Below are 15,265 nucleotides of genomic sequence, written 5' to 3'. Positions count from 1 at the left end.
CCATGCCCGTATTGACCCTGACGCTGGTCGGCCTGCTGTTTGCCCTGCCGTTGTTGGCCGCCTTGCTGGCGGCACTATGGCCGGCGCTGTCCGGCGCGGCGCTTGGCGCACTGATCACCGACCCGCAGTTTGCAAGCGCCCTGAGCAGCACGCTGATTTCGGCGCTATTGGGGAGTGCAGCTGCGCTAGGCGGTGCGCTGCTGATTGCGCGCAGCCTGTATCACAGCCGTCACTGGTTACGCTTGAGCGCGCTGTTTTCGCCCATGTTGGCCTTGCCGCATGCGGCGTTTGCCATCGGGCTGGTCTTTTTGATTGCACCTGGCGGCATGCTGGTACGCCTGTTTGCCGCCATCGCAGGCGCTCCCGCCGACGCGCCGGATTGGGTAACGGTCAACGATCCGCAAGGGCTGGCGCTGGCACTGGCTTTATGCCTGAAGGAAATGCCGTTTTTGCTGTGGAATATCGCGCTGTTTCTCGCGCGCCGCGAGCTTGCCCAGCAGACACAAGTCGCCGCCAGCCTGGGCTATAGCCCGCAGCGCATCTGGCGCTGGATCATTCTGCCGCAATTGCTGCCGCGCTTGGCCTGGCCCTTATGCGCGGTACTGGCTTATGCCCTGACCGTCATCGATATGGCCATCATCGCAGGCCCCGGCACACCGCCTACGCTGGCGGTGCTGCTATGGCAGTGGCTGCAGGAAGGCGATCCGGCACGCCTGGCGCCAGCCATGGCCGGCAGCTGGCTGTTGGCCTTGCTTAGCGGCGCACTGCTGCTGCTCTTTGCCTTATGGTGGCGCATATGGCTGGCGCGCCACCGCTGGCCCGACGGCCAGCGCGGACAACGCAGCGCCGAACTTGGCGGGCGCATGCTGGCCATCAGCTTGCTGGCGATTTACGGCGCAGTCATCCTGCTGACGCTGCTATGGTCGTTTGCCGGGCTGTGGCTCTTTCCCGAGCCCTGGCCGCAAAGCCTGACACTCGCCGCCTGGCAAGACGGTGGCGACACCTTGGCCGCCCATCTTTCCAGCACCGTGGCGCTGGCACTACTCAGTGTTTCGGCCGCCTTGCTGCTGGCACTATTGTGGCTGGAGTACGGCAGCGAGCACCCGGCCGTGGCCAGCCTGCTGCTGGCACCGCTTATCCTGCCCCAAGTCTTGCTGGTCGCCGGCCTGTACCAGCTGGCCCTGCCCTGGCAACTGGAGGGCCATTTGCTCAGCGTTGCCTGGGCACAGTTATTCTGGGTGTTTCCCTATATGGTGATTGTGCTGGCTCCCGCCTACCGGCGTTTCGATGCGCGCTATCTGCTGCTTGCGCGCGCGCTGGGATACGCGCGCGTCAAAGCCTGCTGGCGCGTCAAATGGCCGATGCTGGCGCGACCGATTGCCGCTGCTGCCGCCGTCGGTGTCGCAGTCAGCATGGCCCAATACCTGCCCACCTTGTATCTGGGGGCCGGGCGCATCACGACGCTAACCACCGAAGCGGTAGCACTATCCTCAGGCGGCAATCGCCGCGTGATGGCCGCCTATGCCCTGCTTACGACTTTATTGCCGCTGATCGCTTTTATGCTGGCACGCACCCTACCCGATGATGAAAAACACGCTGTTTGAACTGGACGCACTTTGCCTGACCCTGCCCGATGGCCGCGCCATCGGCCCGCTTAGCCTGACACTGGCAGCGGGCGAAATCCTGACCCTGATGGGCCCTTCCGGCTGCGGCAAGTCCAGCTTGCTGGCGGCCATCGCTGGCGCCCTGCCGCCTGCCATCCGCCAAAGCGGGCAGATACGTCTGGCGGGACTGAACTTGACGGGAATACCCATGGAGCAACGCCGCATCGGCCTGCTGTTTCAGGACGCGCTGCTGTTTCCGCATATGAGCGTAGCCGAGAATCTGGCTTTTGCCCTGCCCGCCAGCCTGCGCGGCCAGGCACGCCAGGATGCGGTCAGGGCGGCGCTACAAGACGCAGAACTGAGCGGCATGGAAAAACGCGCCCCCTCCACCCTCTCCGGCGGCCAGGCCGCACGCGTAGCCTTGATGCGCGCCCTGCTGGCCGAGCCTGCCATGCTGTTACTGGACGAACCCTTTTCGCGGCTGGATAGCCGCTTGCGCCAGGACATGCGCGACTTTGTCTATCGCCATTTGCAGGCGCGCGCGATTCCGGCCTTGCTGGTCACCCATGACAGCGCCGACATCCCTGCCGGCGGACGGGTCATCCAGCTGGAGGCCCCTGATGCTTGACCGCCTGCTGTTGCCACTGTTAAGCCGACCGCTGGCGGCCATGGCCAGAGCCCTGCACCGCCAGCGCATCCATGCCGACACGGTCACGCTAAGCGCCTTTGCCTGCGGCTTGCTGGCGGCACTGGCCATTAGCCAGCACTGGTTTTTAAGCGGCCTTGCGCTGATTTTGCTGTCACGCCTGCTGGATGGGCTCGACGGCACACTGGCCCGGCTCACCACCCCGACCGATCGCGGCGCTTTTCTCGATATCAGTCTGGACTTCCTGTTTTATTCGTCCATCCCGTTTGCCTTTGCGCTGGCAGCACCAAAGAGCAATGCCCTGGCCGGTGCGGCACTCATCTTTGCCTTTGTCGGCACCGGCACCAGCTTTCTTGCCTTTGCCGTGATGGCCGAAAAGCGCCGCATCCACAGCACCACCTACCCCAATAAGGGCTTTTACTATCTGGGCGGACTGACCGAGGCCAGCGAAACGCTGACCTGCTTTGCATTGATGTGCATTTTTCCCGCCTATTTCCCGCTGCTGGCCTGGGGCTTTGCCGCACTGTGCGCCCTGACCACGTTCAGCCGGCTTGCCGCCGGCTGGCACAGCTTTACCGGACCCAAAGCATGAAGAGACTGAATCCTGTATGGCTGCTGGCACTCTCTGCCAGCAGCATTTTCGCGGCCGAGCCGCTGGCCGGTGCCTTCAGCCAGGGCTCGCTCGCCGGCTGGGACACTAAAAACTTCAAGGGTGAAACCCGCTACCGGCTGGTGCAGGATGGCAACAGCACCGTGTTGCGGGCCGATGCCGATGGCGGTGCCTCCGGCAAGTTCCGCAAGATGAAGGTCGATCTGACCAAGACGCCTTTTCTTAACTGGCGCTGGAAAATCAGCAATACCTACGCCGGCGTCAACGAAAGAAGCAAGAGCGGCGACGACTATCCGGCGCGGGTGTATGTGGTGGATGAGCGCGGCCCCTTCGGCCTGTCCAGCCGCGCACTGAACTATGTCTGGTCCAGCAACCAGCCCGTCGGCAGCCGCTGGCCCAATGCCTTTGTTGCTCAGGCCATGCTGCTGGCTCTGGACAGCGGCAATGCCAAGGCCGGGCAGTGGGTGGCGCACAAGCGCAATGTACGCGAAGACCTGAAAGCCGCCTTCGGCGAAGACTTTGACCATATCGATGCGGTGGCGCTGATGAGCGACGCCGATAACGCCGGCGGCAAAGCCAGCGCCTGGTATGGCGATATCTGGTTTTCCGCACAATGAAAAAACTACTGCTAACCGGTGGCGGCCACAGCCATTTATTTGTACTGGAGGCGCTGATACGCCAGCCCCGCCCCGATCTGGACATCACGCTGCTGACGCGCGATGTGCTTGCACCCTACTCCGGCATGTTGCCCGGCTTGGTTGCCGGCGCTTACTCGCGCGAAGAGATGCATATCGATCTTGCCCCGCTATGTCTGGCCGCCGGTGTCAGGCTGGTTCACGACACCGCCACCGAGCTGGACTTGGCAAAACGCAGGCTATACACGGACCAGCTCGCACTGGACTTCGACCTGCTCTCGCTCGATATCGGCTCTAGCCCCAAACTTAGCGCCGTACCCGGCGCGGCGGATGCGGCCTGCGGCGTCAAGCCGATAGACGGCTTTATTCGCCGCCTGCAGCAACTGGATGCCCGGCCCGAGCCGGAGCAGATCGTGGTAGCCGGTGGCGGCGCGGCCGGCGTAGAGCTGGCGCTGGCACTGGCGCTCAGATATCCGGCAAAACACATCTCGCTGATCAGCCGCAGCAGCCTGCTTAAGCGCCATCCTGCGCGCGCCGCGCATCTGGCAAGACAAGCCCTGCAGGCTGCCGGCGTAAGCTTGCGCGAAGGCGAGGCAATAACTGTAGTTAGCACTGACAGGCTGCAACTGGCATCGGGGTCGGAGCTGGCGTTCGATAGCCTGTTCTGGGCCAGCGGCTCGACCGCGCAAGCCTGGCCGCAGGCTGCCGGTCTGGCCTGCGATGCGGCAGGCTTTGTCGAGGTCGATGCGACCTTGCGCTCGACCAGCCACCCATGCGTATTTGCCGGTGGCGATATCGCCAGCCAGATAGGTCACATCCATGACAAGGCCGGTGTCTATGCCGTGCGCCACGGTGCGATTCTGATGCACAACCTGCTGGCGGCAGTCGATGGCCAGCCCTTGTTGCACTACACGCCACAAAGCAGCTATCTGTCACTGCTGGTCTCGGGGCCTCAGCGCGCCATCGGCGTATACAAGGGTTTCAGCTTTGCAGGTACCTGGGTATGGAAACTCAAGGACCATATAGACCGCGGTTTTATGCGTCGTTTCCAGCGTTAAACAACACAAACTTGCAGATGCACCGCATGCTAAAGCACGGTGCCGGCAAGCCCACCAAGCACCCCGACACGAATGCCCTGCACGGCCACACCCTGCAGAAACGACTCCATGCCTTGACCATAATCATAGACGGGTCTTTAAAGCGGTAATATCATCGGCATATGACAATAGAAAACTATTGAAAATATTATGAACCTCGCGGCTGAAAACCCTCTGCCATCCTTTTACCGCCGCCGCCTGTTTAGCGTCGGCTGCGCATTAGGGCTAGGGGCTTTACTACCCGCTTGCCGCACTGCACACCCGACCGCGCTTAAAATAAGCAGCCATATCTGGCCCGGGTATGAACTGCTGTTTGTTGCACGGCACGAGGGACTCTTGCCGGCCGATCAGGTCAATCTGATCGAGGTGCCATCTGCCAGCGATTCATTACAATTACTTGCAGCCGGCATCACCGATGCCGCCACCCTGACGCTGGATGAAGTCCTGCGTGCACGTGCCACCGGTCTGGATCTGGTTGTAGTGATGGTATTCAATATTTCTGCAGGTGCAGACGTACTGCTTGCCAGAGAAGACATCCTGCATTTACCTGAACTCAAGGGACGGCGCATAGGCGTGGAAAGCTCGGCTACGGGCGCAGTCATGCTGGCGGGCATCTTGCAGGCGGCAAAACTCAAACCCGAAGACGTCCATATTATTCCGTTGCCGGTCAATGACCATGAAAATGCCTGGCGTAAAGGGCAGATTGATGCCCTGATCAGCTATCCGCCGGTCAGCACCAAGCTGCAGCGCTTGGGCGGACATATCCTGTTTGACAGCAGCGACTTGCCCGATACCATTTTCGATGTCCTCGCCGTACGCCGCGAGGCACTAGATCCACATAAAAATGCATTGCGTTTATTACTGCGTGCCCATTTCGCGGTACTGGAACGCCTGAATCAGGCACAGGCAAGCGTGCTTGCCACCATGGCTTTACGCATGCACGAGCAAGCCGAAGCCCTTGCAGCCATTTTCTCGACCCTCGTACTACCCGGCTCTGACCACAACCTGCAACTGCTAAACGGCGAACCATCATTGCTGACCCTTGCGGCACGCCGCTTAAGCCGGCTGATGCAGGATGCCGGCTTGTTACCGGCCCAAACCGGGCTGACCGAGCGGCTAAGCAACCCACGATTTTTACCGGGTTTTTCTACATGAAATATCGCGCCCTATCCTTGCGCTTGCTGTTGCCGCTGGCCGTTATTATCGCCTTTATGCTTTCAGTCATGCTGTCTCTGGGCTGGATGCGACAAATCGAAACGCAGAGCATCCACGAACAAGCCGATGCACTACTACGTAGCGAATCGGCGCGTCTGTCCCGTCTGGCCGCTACGCTGCAACAGCACAATCCTGCCCAGCTCGAAGCCGAAGTCATGCTCACCGGCGCCAAAAGCGACAGCATGGAAACTGCATTGGTTAACGCCGATGGGCAAGTACGCTACGCCAGTCGCAGTGAGCGCAAAGGGCAAGCGGCGGCGCTCGCGCTGCCGGCCTGGGACGGGGCCGGCTTTGCCCTCGCCCGCTCCGGCGTAAAAGCGCGGCTGAGTCATGATGCGCACAATAAGAAACTGAGCATCATGATGCCGTACACCATGGCGGCCAGTCCGCATGAAATCAGTGCGCTGGAGCGCGGCGTGGTATGGATACGCTACGACTACAGCCAGAACATGACCGCAGGGCTTAGCCACGGCCTATGGCAGCGCCTGCCCGAGTGGCTGGGCATGCTGCTGTTTGCCGGGATATTGTCGTGGTGGGTACGCGGCAATGTGGCCATTCCGCTGGCCGATTTACTCGGCCGCAGTCGCGCCTTACAACAAGGCCGGCTCGACCTGCCCCCGGTCGCGGAACAAGGTGTTGCCGAAATACGCGAACTGGTGCAGGTTTTCAATGCCGGCCTTGAGCGCACACGCCAAGACCGCGATAGCCTGCTGGCCAACCAGGCCAGCTTGCAATTGGCACAGCAAGTATTCGATGCCGCGACTGAAGGCATACTCGTCACCGATGTCAATAGCCGCATCATTGCCGTCAACCCGGCCTTTACCGACATTACCGGCTACAGCGCCACCGATGCACTCGGCAACACCCCGACACTTTTGGCCTCGGGCCGGCACGATACGGAATTTTTCCGCCAATTCCACCGGACGCTGAAACAAACGGGTCTGTGGCAGGGCGAAATCTGGAACAAGCGCAAAAATGGCGAGATCTATCCGCAGTGGCTGATGGTGCGCGCCATCCGTAACGAAGAAGACGGCAGCATCAACCGCTATGTCGCCTTGTTCAGCGACCTTGCCTGCATCTACCGCGCTCAGGAAGATGCGCGCCGGCTGGCACTGTATGACTCACTCACCCAGTTGCCTAACCGCAAACTGCTGCTGGAAAAACTGGATGAAACGCTAAGCCGCCAAGGTGGTGTGGCCGTGCTGGTGCTCAATATCAACCGTTTCAACAAAATCAACGAAGCACGCGGCATGCAAGCCGGCGACCAGTTGCTGTGCAGTGTGGGCGAACGGCTGGCCGCACAATTCCCCCATGCCCTGCTGGCACACTTGACCGGCGACGAGTTTGCCATTTTGCAAACCAATCTGCCTGCGTCCAGGCGGGAGGCCGCTTCGGTCATGATGCATCTGGCCAACGATGTACAAGCCAGCGTCGCCCTGCCTATTGAGCTGCAAGGCAGTCCGGTACAGCTTAGCGTCAGCATCGGCATTGCCCTGGCCAGTGGCGATGAAGATGCCAGCGAACTGATGCTCATGGCCCAGACCGCACTCTCGCGCGCGCGCCGGCAAAGCGGCGGCTATATCGCCTTTTTCGAAAGCAGCATGGGCGACATCGCACGTAAGCGCTTTGATATCGAACGCGACTTGCGCCTTGCCATCGCAGAGGGAGAGCTACGGCTCTATCTGCAACATCAGGTGAATACCCAGGGGCAAGTCTGCGCCCTGGAAGCACTGGTGCGCTGGGCGCATCCGGTGCGTGGTCTGGTGCCCCCCGGCGAGTTCATCACGGTGGCCGAAGAAAGCGGCCTGATCATCGAGCTGGATAACTGGGTACTCACGGCAGCCTGTCAGGCGCTGGCTCAGCTTGCGGCTGCCGGCAGCCCTATTTCCATTGCCGTGAATGTCAGCCCCAAACACTTCGCCCAAGATAATTTTGTTGATACCGTCTTAGCCACCTTGGAGCGCGAAGGCGCCTCGCCCAACCGGCTGCTACTGGAGATCACCGAAGGGCTGTTGCTGGACAAATTCGATGAGGCACGCGCCAAAATGGCGGCGCTAAGCGAAGCCGGCATACGCTTCTCCATTGACGATTTTGGCACCGGCTACTCCTCGCTGGCCTATCTTAAGCAACTGCCGATACACGAGCTGAAGATAGACCAGAGCTTTGTGCGTAACCTGCCCGGCGACAAAAACGATGGCGCATTGGTCGACACCATTATTTCCATTGCCCGCCATCTTGGCCTGGCCATTGTTGCCGAGGGTGTCGAAACACAAGCCCAGCAACATTTCTTGGCCGCACGTGGCGAGCTGACCCTGCAAGGCTATTTGTTTGCCCGTCCGATGCCGGCACAAACTGTCATCGACACCCTGATCCATAGCCCGGAGCAACATGCATAGCACGCCTACCCGCCGTGCATTGACCAAGACAAACGCTCAAAAATTCATCCATCCGGAGCCGACCATGCGCAACAACCAGCCAGTTACCAATCAGGAAACGCCCTTTACCGAGGGCATCATCGTCACCCGCACCCAACTGGATGGCGTGATTGAATATGTCAACGACCGCTTTCTGGAAATCTCCGGTTTCACCCGCGACGAGTTGATCGGACAACATCACAATATCGTGCGCCATCCGGACATGCCGCCGCTACTGTTTGCCGATTTATGGCAGACCATACGCTCGGGCCAGCCATGGAATGGCCTGGTCAAAAACCGCTGCAAGAACGGCAACCATTACTGGGTAGACGCTTTCGTGCTGCCCATGCAGGAAAAAGGGAAAACCACGGGCTATATGTCGGTACGCTCTCCGGCCTCGCGCACACAAATCGAGCAGGCACAACGCGATTACCCGGCCCTGATGTCGGCCGCGGCGCTGCCCCGCCCGCCCCGCAAAGGCCCCGGTGAAAAGACGGTACGCCGGCTTTACGGATTACTGATGTGCGCGCTTATCGCCGGCATGGCCGCCTGGCAGGCCTCGCCGCTGGCACTGGGCCTGGGCGCTTTCGCCCTGAGCGCCACACTGCTCTGGCAGCACTATGAGCAGCGCCAGCAACAAAATATCCATGCGCTGATTGACGCCTGCCATGCCATGGCCGAAGGCCGGCTGGGCGAACCCATTGCCTGCAAACAGTCCGGCATCGCCCGGGAACTGGCAACAGCACTCGCTATCATGCAGGCCAGAACCAAGGTCGTAGTTGACGACATCCAGACTGCCGCCCATGCCTTGACCAGCAGCAGCGCACAACTGGAAGCGCGCATGCACGAAACACAAGATCGCATCGCCACCGGCAGCAGCAGCGTCACCAATATCAGCAGCGCGATTGAAGAGCTGTCCGCCTCCATCACGCAAGTTGCAGAAAATGCCACCCAGTCTGCACAGATCAGCAAAATGACCCGCGAGCGCCTGGATGGCAGCAGCAAGCAGCTCTCGCTATTGGAAACGCAAAGCGGCACCTTCAGCCGCGAGGTCGAGACGGCCCAGCAAACGGTGGCTTCACTGGGGGACGCCATCGGCCAGATCAGCCTGGTCAGCAATACCATTCACGATATTGCCGAGCAGACCAATTTGCTGGCGCTGAATGCGGCCATCGAAGCCGCGCGTGCCGGTGAAGCGGGTCGCGGCTTTGCCGTCGTGGCCGATGAAGTCAGAAAGCTGGCAGAGCGCACCAGCCAGTCAACCGGACAGATCAACCAGCTGATCGCCCATGTCAATGAGGCGACCAGCAACGCCATCCACAAGATGGGCGATGTCACCCGTCAAAGCCAGAACAGCGCACTCGCCCAGAAAGATGCGGCCGATGGCATTCATGCCGTCTCACGCGAAACCGAAACCGTAGACGGCAATATGCAGGACATCGCCAGTGCCAACCAGCAGCAATCGGCAGCCGCCAACCATCTGGCGAATGAAATGCTGAGCATTGCCGAGCAATTTAGCGCCTCCAACGAACATCTGGCCAACGCGACCCGCCAGATTAGCGGCCTGTCTGTCCGTGCAGGTGAGATGCGCAAGCTGGCGGAAACCTTCGAAGTCTGACACGCCCCCCGCACCGGCTTACGCTTTCAGACAAAGGCGTAAGCCGCCATCGACAAGCTGCCGTAACGCCACGCCGCATACCACTTTTGCGCATGGGCCGCAGACCCTGCCGCTCCCAGGGCGACAAACAGCGGCGCCAGATGCTCGCAACTGGGGTGCGCCTGACGCGCATAAGGCGCCTGCTGCGACCAGGCCAGCAACGCTTCGCGCCGGCCGTTTTGCAAGGCATCGTCCATCCACGCTTCAAACGACTGTGCCCACTGTGGCGGCGGGCTACCATCTGCCTGCAAGGCCGCCAGATTGTGTACAAAACCGCCCGAGCCCAATATCAGCACGCCTTGCGCCGGCAAAGCGGACAAAGCCTCCCCCAGAGCCAGCCATGTTGCTGCGTCTGTCGCATAAGGCAGCGCCAGTGTCAGTACCGGCACACCGGCCTCTGGCCACATATGTTTCAGCGGCACCCATGCGCCATGGTCCAGTCCGCGCATATCATCGACCGCATAAGCGATGCCGGCTGTGTCCAGCGCGGCAGCCAGCTCGCCCGCCAGCTCGCGGCTGCCGTGAGCCGGATAGTGCAGCGCAGACAAGGGCGCGGGAAAGCCGGAAAAATCATGCATCGTCACCGGCTGCGCGGCACAGCCGATCACAGGCTGCGCCGCCTGCCAGTGTGCCGACACCACCAGCACCGCACGCGGCGCGGCGAAACGCGCAGGAAGCGCGGCGAGAAATTGCGCATCGGCGCCCTGTTCCAGCGCCAGCGTGGGCGCGCCGTGAGAAATAAACAAGGTAGGCAAACGCATGACTGAACTCCTATCGCGGATAGACGCGGCTTGAGCCTGGCCAAGCCGCTCGCCGTATTACTGCGCCTTGGGTGCTTCCAGCGCAATATCCAGTTTTACTTCGTCGGCAATACCCGGCAAATAGGTCTTCATGCCGAACTCGCTGCGCTTAAGCTGGCCGGTGGCGTTCACCCCCCAGGTTTCCACCCCGCTCATGGGGTTGGCCTGTTTGGCGGCGAAATGCACCTTAAGCGTCACCGGCTTGGTCACCCCCAGCAGCGTCAGCTGGCCATCAATGGAGGAAGGCTTGCCATCCTTGAAGAGCACTTTGTCCGAAACGAAACGCATGGTCGGATATTTGGCTACATCAAAAAAGTCGGCACTTTTCAGATGCTCATCACGCTTGGCCAGATGGCTATTCAGCGTAGCGGTCGGAATCGTGACATCCACCCTGGCCGCTTTAGCCGCCTCATCGACCAGCAAATTGCCCTTGATCTGGCTGAAAGTCCCGCTTTGCAGCGACATGCCCAGATGGTTAACCTCATAACTGGCCGTGGTATGGGTCGGGTCGATTTCATACTTGACCGGTGCGGCATAAGCAGCGCCAACGGCAGACAAAATCAGGCTGGCAAGTAGGGTTTTTTTCATGGTGTGCTCCTTCGGGTTTATTCAGGCTTGAATCAGGGTCAGACGGAAATTGAGTTTGACAATATCGGATACGGTTTCGGTATCACGCCAACTGCCGTCGCCGATATTGAATGCCAGGCGCGACACCGGCAGCATGCCGTCGATCAGCAGCTTCTTGCCCTGTGCCTTGGTGGTAAACGGCGCGACAATCTCGCGCGTCACGCCCTTAAGCGTCAGCTTGCCGCGCACTTCGAAACGCTCAGGAGCCAACTGCTTGAACTGGCTGGCAACAAAACGCGCCTCGGGGTAGCGTGCCACATCAAACCAGTCCGGCTTTTTCGCTTCGTTCACCGCATCAGCCGCCGGCAAAGCGATACTGCTTGTGGCAATGCGAATATCGGCACGGCTGGCGGCCAGTTTGGTCGGATCAAAATTCACCTCGGCCTTGAAAGCGCGAAAGCTGCCCTTCATCGGCACGCCCATCTGGGTCAGTGTGAAATCAAGCCGGCTGGCCGCGGCATCCAGCACCTGTGCTTGCGCCCAGAGCGGCAGGCACAGCGCGAGCGCCAAAATCTGTTTTTTCATCATTACATCCTTATGGTTGACGCAGGCGCATACGAAACAGCAGGCCGTCGCGATCGAGATAGTGGTGCTTAAGGGCGGCCAGCACATGCAGACCTATGAAAGCAGCTAGGGTATAAGCCAGCAGCGGATGCCAGAAGGCAAGGTGCCCGGCAAGTTCAGGGTTGGCCGCAAGCAGATCCGGCACAGGCAATACCGTAAACAGCACCAGCGGGATCCCCTTGGCCGAGCTCATCAGCCAGCCGGTCAGCGGCAGCGTCAGCATCAAGCCGTATAGCGCCAGATGCCCGGCGTGGGCGGCCACCCGTGCCAGAGGGGCCATATGGCCAGGCAGCGCCGGTGCGCCATAGCGCAGCCGCGCGGCAAGACGCATGAAAACCAGCAGCAGCACGACAAAACCCGCCCACTTGTGCCAGGCCAGATAACGGAATTTGGCTGGCGACAAGGCAAGACCCGCCACATAAAACCCGCCGCCAAGAGTCGCTACAATCAGAACCGCCATTAACCAGTGCAAGCACACTTGCAGTGGCGCATACGCCTTTGCTGCCATCATCGCCCCCTCTTTGTCATATGGCGCACTGTATTGGCATTTGAGATCGCGATAAACTACCTAAAATGAAATAAATTAATGCGAAATAAAGAACAATGGACAAACTAGAAGCGATGCGGGCGCTGGTGGCGGTGGTGGATCAGGGCAGCTTTGTCGCAGCAGCAAGCCAGTTGGAACAGGGAAAAACCAGACTGTCGCGACTGGTGGCCGATCTGGAAATGCAGCTGGGCGTCAGGCTGATGCAGCGCACCACGCGGCGTCTGTCCCTGACCGAAGAAGGGCAACGCTATGTTGCGCGTTGCCGCGAGGTATTGCAGGCCATTGCCGAAGCGGAAGCCGAAGCGGCCAGCCATAGTCTGGAGCCGCGCGGCCTGCTGCGCATGAGCGCGCCCCTCAGTTTTGGCGCGCGCTATCTGGCCCCCTTATGGGCCGAGTTTGCCGCGATCCATCCCGACATCCAGCTGGACATCGACCTGTCCGACCGCAAAATAGACCTGATTGAAGACGGTTTTGATCTGGCCATTCGCATCAGCAGCGAACAGCCCGACTCGCAACTGATCGTGCGCCAACTCTGCAGCGCCCGCCTGATGGTATGCGCCAGCCCCGACTACCTGGCCGGGCGTCCGCCGCTGCAACACCCGCAAGACATCACGCAACACAGCGTAATCGACTACAGCTATGCCAGCCAGCGCCAGTTATGGGCATTGCAAAATGGTGAGGACGTATACAGCGTACGCGTAGACTCGCGCCTGCTTGCAAACAATGGGGATGTTTGCCGCCAGTTTGCACTGGCGCATCTGGGGCTGGTGCGCCAGCCCGGCTTTATCGTTGGTGAAGATATTGCAGCCGGACGGCTAGTTGAAGTGCTGCCGCAGTGGAGTGCCGGTGAAGTGGCCATTTATGCGCTCTACCCCAGCCGCAAGCACCTGCCGCTCAAGGTCAGAACCATGGTGGATTTTCTACACACCCGGCTGGACGCGGCCGCATGGAGTGAAACGGCACAAGTGGTTTAGCGAACTGACCCGGTCAGTTGGGCAATCAAAATCCAACAGAAAATCAAGACCATTTCCGCCACAAAATAAACACAAAAAACTATAAATATCAATGAGTTTCAAATAAAAAAGCATCAAAAAAATAGCCTATTCAAACCCATGATCGTAATCATTTGACATGGGTCAAATCCGGCTTTTCTGGCTCGCCCTAATTTTTACTTAAAGGAGCACCACAAACCAAAGGGGGATATATGAAAAGCAGACACCTACTCGCCATCACGTTACCTGTCATTCTGGCTGCTTGCGGTGGCAGCGGAGGCAGCAGTTCAGACAGTGCAACGGCAACAACACAGACTGGCGTATTCAAGGATAGCGTTGTGGCAGGCGTCGCGTACAAAACGGCGACACAATCCGGCTACACCAATGAAAAAGGCGAGTTCCGCTATTTGCCAGGCGAAAGCGTGACCTTCTCCATCGGCGGGATCCAGTTGCCTGCGGCCAAAGCCGCCGCGCTGCTCACCCCCTTGATGCTGGCAGGGAACAATGATCAGGCCAGCGCCATCGCGATCAATATCGCGCAATTGTTGCAAACGCTGGATGATGACGACAATCCGGAAAACGGCATCACGATTTCACGCACCCTGTTCGAGCAGTTAAAAACCGTCGAACTGGACTTCAAGTCCGCAGACTTCGACGCTGCAGCGGGCAAGGTACTGCCCAAAGCTCTGGTTGCCGAAGATCAGGCCACCGCGCATATGAATGCGGCACTGGCAACCACAGGGATTGCCGGCTCGTGGCGGATGATACAAGGAGATACCGACCCACTGGTGCTGCTAACCCTCCTGCCTGATGGCACTTATACCCTGGCCCAGAATGGCGACGCAGATAACAGCGGGAAGCCGGGTATTGAACGAGGCAACTATAGCTGGAATGCCGGCACGGGCGAGCTTAAGGCTTACCCGCAGATTGACACCAATGGTGAGTGGGGGCTTTCCCATCCGCAGGGTACTTTTAATTTCACACTCAAGGATGGTGTACTTCAGGTCAAGGACAACCAGGCTAGCCACCAATTTGAACGTTTGACACCTTTTGCAGAGAAGCCGTTGTTTGGCAGCTGGACGGTTAAAGCCGGAAATAACGATGTGCTACTGACCTTCTACAACACCGGGAAAACAACCGGCGTCACCAAGTATCTGATGGTGGAAACGGGTCGCAATGGATGTGATCTGGTGGATGACAAAACACCTGGCGCATGTAATGGTTTTGAGATCGGTCAGTACACATGGGAGAGCAACACCCTTAACTACCAAGTTTTGAAAGATCAGACCGGCTGGTGGGGTCTGTCGCACGCCAGCGTCAGCACCGTGGACAAGGGAGGTTATGGCAACCATGTCTCTTCTATTGACATAGACCAGACATTGCCACTGACAGTAAGCGGAGATAGCCTTACATTGACTGCGGCGGATAACACGTCTCAACCTATCGTATTCAAACGCATCAAATAAATGCTCATCATCAAGGCGCACGCTAGCCGTGCGCCTTTTTGCATACTCCAGAGCGTGCATTAAAAAGATCAGTCAATAGACCTCAACGCGGTAGCTCAGCTCGCGTAGCGGCATCGCTTCCCATGGCCGCAAATAGCGTAACCGCAACTGTGTGACGCCCGTCTTGTCGGCGACAAAAGACCAGGTTTCGACCCCTCCACTACCCGGCATGCTGCCATTCGCCACCCAGAGTGCCTCGCCCTGCTGCGCGAGCACCGGGGCAAACCCCGTAGCCTGCCAGACATAGCCGGTAGACGGATTAGCCGGCACCACCAGCTGCAAGTGCTGCCCGCGCTGCATCTGCAGCGTCAAGCCGTTATCCGCCTCCCCTATTCTGAGCACCTGCCCGGCA

General features: G+C 59.5%; 15 protein-coding genes. 10 read left to right on the top strand and 5 right to left on the bottom strand.

Features of this window, described 5'->3' with window-relative positions:
• The first annotated feature begins 2 nt into the window (after window positions 1-2).
• The 8 genes from M3P88_RS06440 to M3P88_RS06405 all read left to right on the top strand — a co-directional run bounded on the left by M3P88_RS06440 (window position 3) and on the right by M3P88_RS06405 (window position 9,839).
• A complete protein-coding gene (locus M3P88_RS06440; protein ID WP_249615227.1) occupies window positions 3-1,604 on the top strand; it encodes an ABC transporter permease in 1,602 nt (533 codons plus the stop codon).
• Window positions 1,582-2,232 carry an ATP-binding cassette domain-containing protein gene (locus tag M3P88_RS06435; protein ID WP_249615226.1) on the top strand — a complete coding sequence of 217 codons (651 nt, stop codon included), beginning with the start codon at window positions 1,582-1,584 and terminating at the stop codon, window positions 2,230-2,232. Before M3P88_RS06440 ends, M3P88_RS06435 begins: the two co-directional genes overlap by 23 nt.
• Window positions 2,225-2,842 (top strand): CDP-alcohol phosphatidyltransferase family protein, encoded by a 618-nt coding sequence (locus M3P88_RS06430; protein ID WP_249615225.1) that lies wholly within the window; start codon window positions 2,225-2,227, stop codon window positions 2,840-2,842. Before M3P88_RS06435 ends, M3P88_RS06430 begins: the two co-directional genes overlap by 8 nt.
• Window positions 2,839-3,477 carry a DUF3047 domain-containing protein gene (locus M3P88_RS06425; protein ID WP_249615224.1) on the top strand — a complete coding sequence of 213 codons (639 nt, stop codon included), beginning with the start codon at window positions 2,839-2,841 and terminating at the stop codon, window positions 3,475-3,477. The genes M3P88_RS06430 and M3P88_RS06425 overlap by 4 nt, the downstream gene beginning before the upstream one ends.
• Window positions 3,474-4,553, top strand: coding sequence for an FAD-dependent oxidoreductase (locus M3P88_RS06420; protein ID WP_249615223.1), 1,080 nt, complete (start codon window positions 3,474-3,476; stop codon window positions 4,551-4,553). Before M3P88_RS06425 ends, M3P88_RS06420 begins: the two co-directional genes overlap by 4 nt.
• Before the next feature lie 189 nt (window positions 4,554-4,742).
• A complete protein-coding gene (locus M3P88_RS06415) occupies window positions 4,743-5,747 on the top strand; it encodes an ABC transporter substrate-binding protein (protein ID WP_249615222.1) in 1,005 nt (334 codons plus the stop codon).
• Window positions 5,744-8,203, top strand: coding sequence for a putative bifunctional diguanylate cyclase/phosphodiesterase (locus M3P88_RS06410; RefSeq protein ID WP_249615221.1), 2,460 nt, complete (start codon window positions 5,744-5,746; stop codon window positions 8,201-8,203). Before M3P88_RS06415 ends, M3P88_RS06410 begins: the two co-directional genes overlap by 4 nt.
• A gap of 64 nt (window positions 8,204-8,267) precedes the next feature.
• On the top strand, window positions 8,268-9,839 hold the full coding sequence (locus M3P88_RS06405; RefSeq protein WP_249615220.1) for a methyl-accepting chemotaxis protein: 1,572 nt from the start codon (window positions 8,268-8,270) through the stop codon (window positions 9,837-9,839).
• A 26-nt stretch (window positions 9,840-9,865) separates the two neighbouring features.
• Here M3P88_RS06405 and M3P88_RS06400 read toward each other — a convergent pair whose 3' ends face one another.
• The 4 genes from M3P88_RS06400 to M3P88_RS06385 are packed head-to-tail and all read right to left on the bottom strand — an operon-like array spanning window position 9,866 to window position 12,380.
• Window positions 9,866-10,639 (bottom strand): DODA-type extradiol aromatic ring-opening family dioxygenase, encoded by a 774-nt coding sequence (locus M3P88_RS06400; RefSeq protein ID WP_249615219.1) that lies wholly within the window; start codon window positions 10,637-10,639, stop codon window positions 9,866-9,868.
• 57 nt (window positions 10,640-10,696) lie between these two features.
• Window positions 10,697-11,266 carry a YceI family protein gene (locus M3P88_RS06395; RefSeq protein ID WP_249615218.1) on the bottom strand — a complete coding sequence of 190 codons (570 nt, stop codon included), beginning with the start codon at window positions 11,264-11,266 and terminating at the stop codon, window positions 10,697-10,699.
• Window positions 11,267-11,287: 21 nt separating this feature from the next.
• Window positions 11,288-11,830, bottom strand: a complete 543-nt coding sequence (locus M3P88_RS06390; RefSeq protein WP_249615217.1) for a YceI family protein — start codon at window positions 11,828-11,830, stop codon at window positions 11,288-11,290.
• A gap of 10 nt (window positions 11,831-11,840) precedes the next feature.
• The gene (locus tag M3P88_RS06385; protein WP_249615216.1) at window positions 11,841-12,380 is read right to left on the bottom strand and encodes a cytochrome b; all 540 of its coding nucleotides are present in this window, start codon (window positions 12,378-12,380) and stop codon (window positions 11,841-11,843) included.
• A gap of 92 nt (window positions 12,381-12,472) precedes the next feature.
• On the opposite strand from M3P88_RS06385, the gene M3P88_RS06380 reads away from it, so the two are divergent.
• Window positions 12,473-13,390: a LysR family transcriptional regulator gene (locus M3P88_RS06380; protein WP_249615215.1), complete on the top strand. Its 918-nt coding sequence runs from the start codon at window positions 12,473-12,475 to the stop codon at window positions 13,388-13,390.
• Window positions 13,391-13,620: 230 nt separating this feature from the next.
• Entirely contained in the window at window positions 13,621-14,874 is a 1,254-nt protein-coding gene (locus M3P88_RS06375; RefSeq protein ID WP_249615214.1) for a hypothetical protein, read from the top strand.
• A gap of 72 nt (window positions 14,875-14,946) precedes the next feature.
• On the opposite strand, the gene M3P88_RS06370 is transcribed toward M3P88_RS06375, so the two are convergent.
• On the bottom strand, window positions 14,947-15,265 hold a 319-nt coding region (locus M3P88_RS06370; protein WP_249615213.1), incomplete at its 5' end, for a protease inhibitor I42 family protein.

The sequence above is a fragment of the Craterilacuibacter sp. RT1T genome, assembly GCF_023502145.1.
In the GTDB taxonomy this organism is placed as follows: Bacteria; Pseudomonadota; Gammaproteobacteria; order Burkholderiales; family Chromobacteriaceae; genus Craterilacuibacter.
Note: the sequence above shows the minus strand (reverse complement) of the source record. Positions and strands in the feature narration are given on the sequence as shown.

Bases quoted from the DNA above. Each gene is read 5' to 3' on its own strand.
- M3P88_RS06440 (WP_249615227.1), top strand. From the start codon at position 3: ATGCCCGTATTGACCCTGACGCTGGTCGGCCTGCTGTTTGCCCTGCCG.
- M3P88_RS06435 (WP_249615226.1), top strand. From the start codon at position 1,582: ATGATGAAAAACACGCTGTTTGAACTGGACGCACTTTGCCTGACCCTG.
- M3P88_RS06430 (WP_249615225.1), top strand. From the start codon at position 2,225: ATGCTTGACCGCCTGCTGTTGCCACTGTTAAGCCGACCGCTGGCGGCC.
- M3P88_RS06425 (WP_249615224.1), top strand. From the start codon at position 2,839: ATGAAGAGACTGAATCCTGTATGGCTGCTGGCACTCTCTGCCAGCAGC.
- M3P88_RS06420 (WP_249615223.1), top strand. From the start codon at position 3,474: ATGAAAAAACTACTGCTAACCGGTGGCGGCCACAGCCATTTATTTGTA.
- M3P88_RS06415 (WP_249615222.1), top strand. From the start codon at position 4,743: ATGAACCTCGCGGCTGAAAACCCTCTGCCATCCTTTTACCGCCGCCGC.
- M3P88_RS06410 (WP_249615221.1), top strand. From the start codon at position 5,744: ATGAAATATCGCGCCCTATCCTTGCGCTTGCTGTTGCCGCTGGCCGTT.
- M3P88_RS06405 (WP_249615220.1), top strand. From the start codon at position 8,268: ATGCGCAACAACCAGCCAGTTACCAATCAGGAAACGCCCTTTACCGAG.
- M3P88_RS06400 (WP_249615219.1), bottom strand. From the start codon at position 10,639: ATGCGTTTGCCTACCTTGTTTATTTCTCACGGCGCGCCCACGCTGGCG.
- M3P88_RS06395 (WP_249615218.1), bottom strand. From the start codon at position 11,266: ATGAAAAAAACCCTACTTGCCAGCCTGATTTTGTCTGCCGTTGGCGCT.
- M3P88_RS06390 (WP_249615217.1), bottom strand. From the start codon at position 11,830: ATGAAAAAACAGATTTTGGCGCTCGCGCTGTGCCTGCCGCTCTGGGCG.
- M3P88_RS06385 (WP_249615216.1), bottom strand. From the start codon at position 12,380: ATGATGGCAGCAAAGGCGTATGCGCCACTGCAAGTGTGCTTGCACTGG.
- M3P88_RS06380 (WP_249615215.1), top strand. From the start codon at position 12,473: ATGGACAAACTAGAAGCGATGCGGGCGCTGGTGGCGGTGGTGGATCAG.
- M3P88_RS06375 (WP_249615214.1), top strand. From the start codon at position 13,621: ATGAAAAGCAGACACCTACTCGCCATCACGTTACCTGTCATTCTGGCT.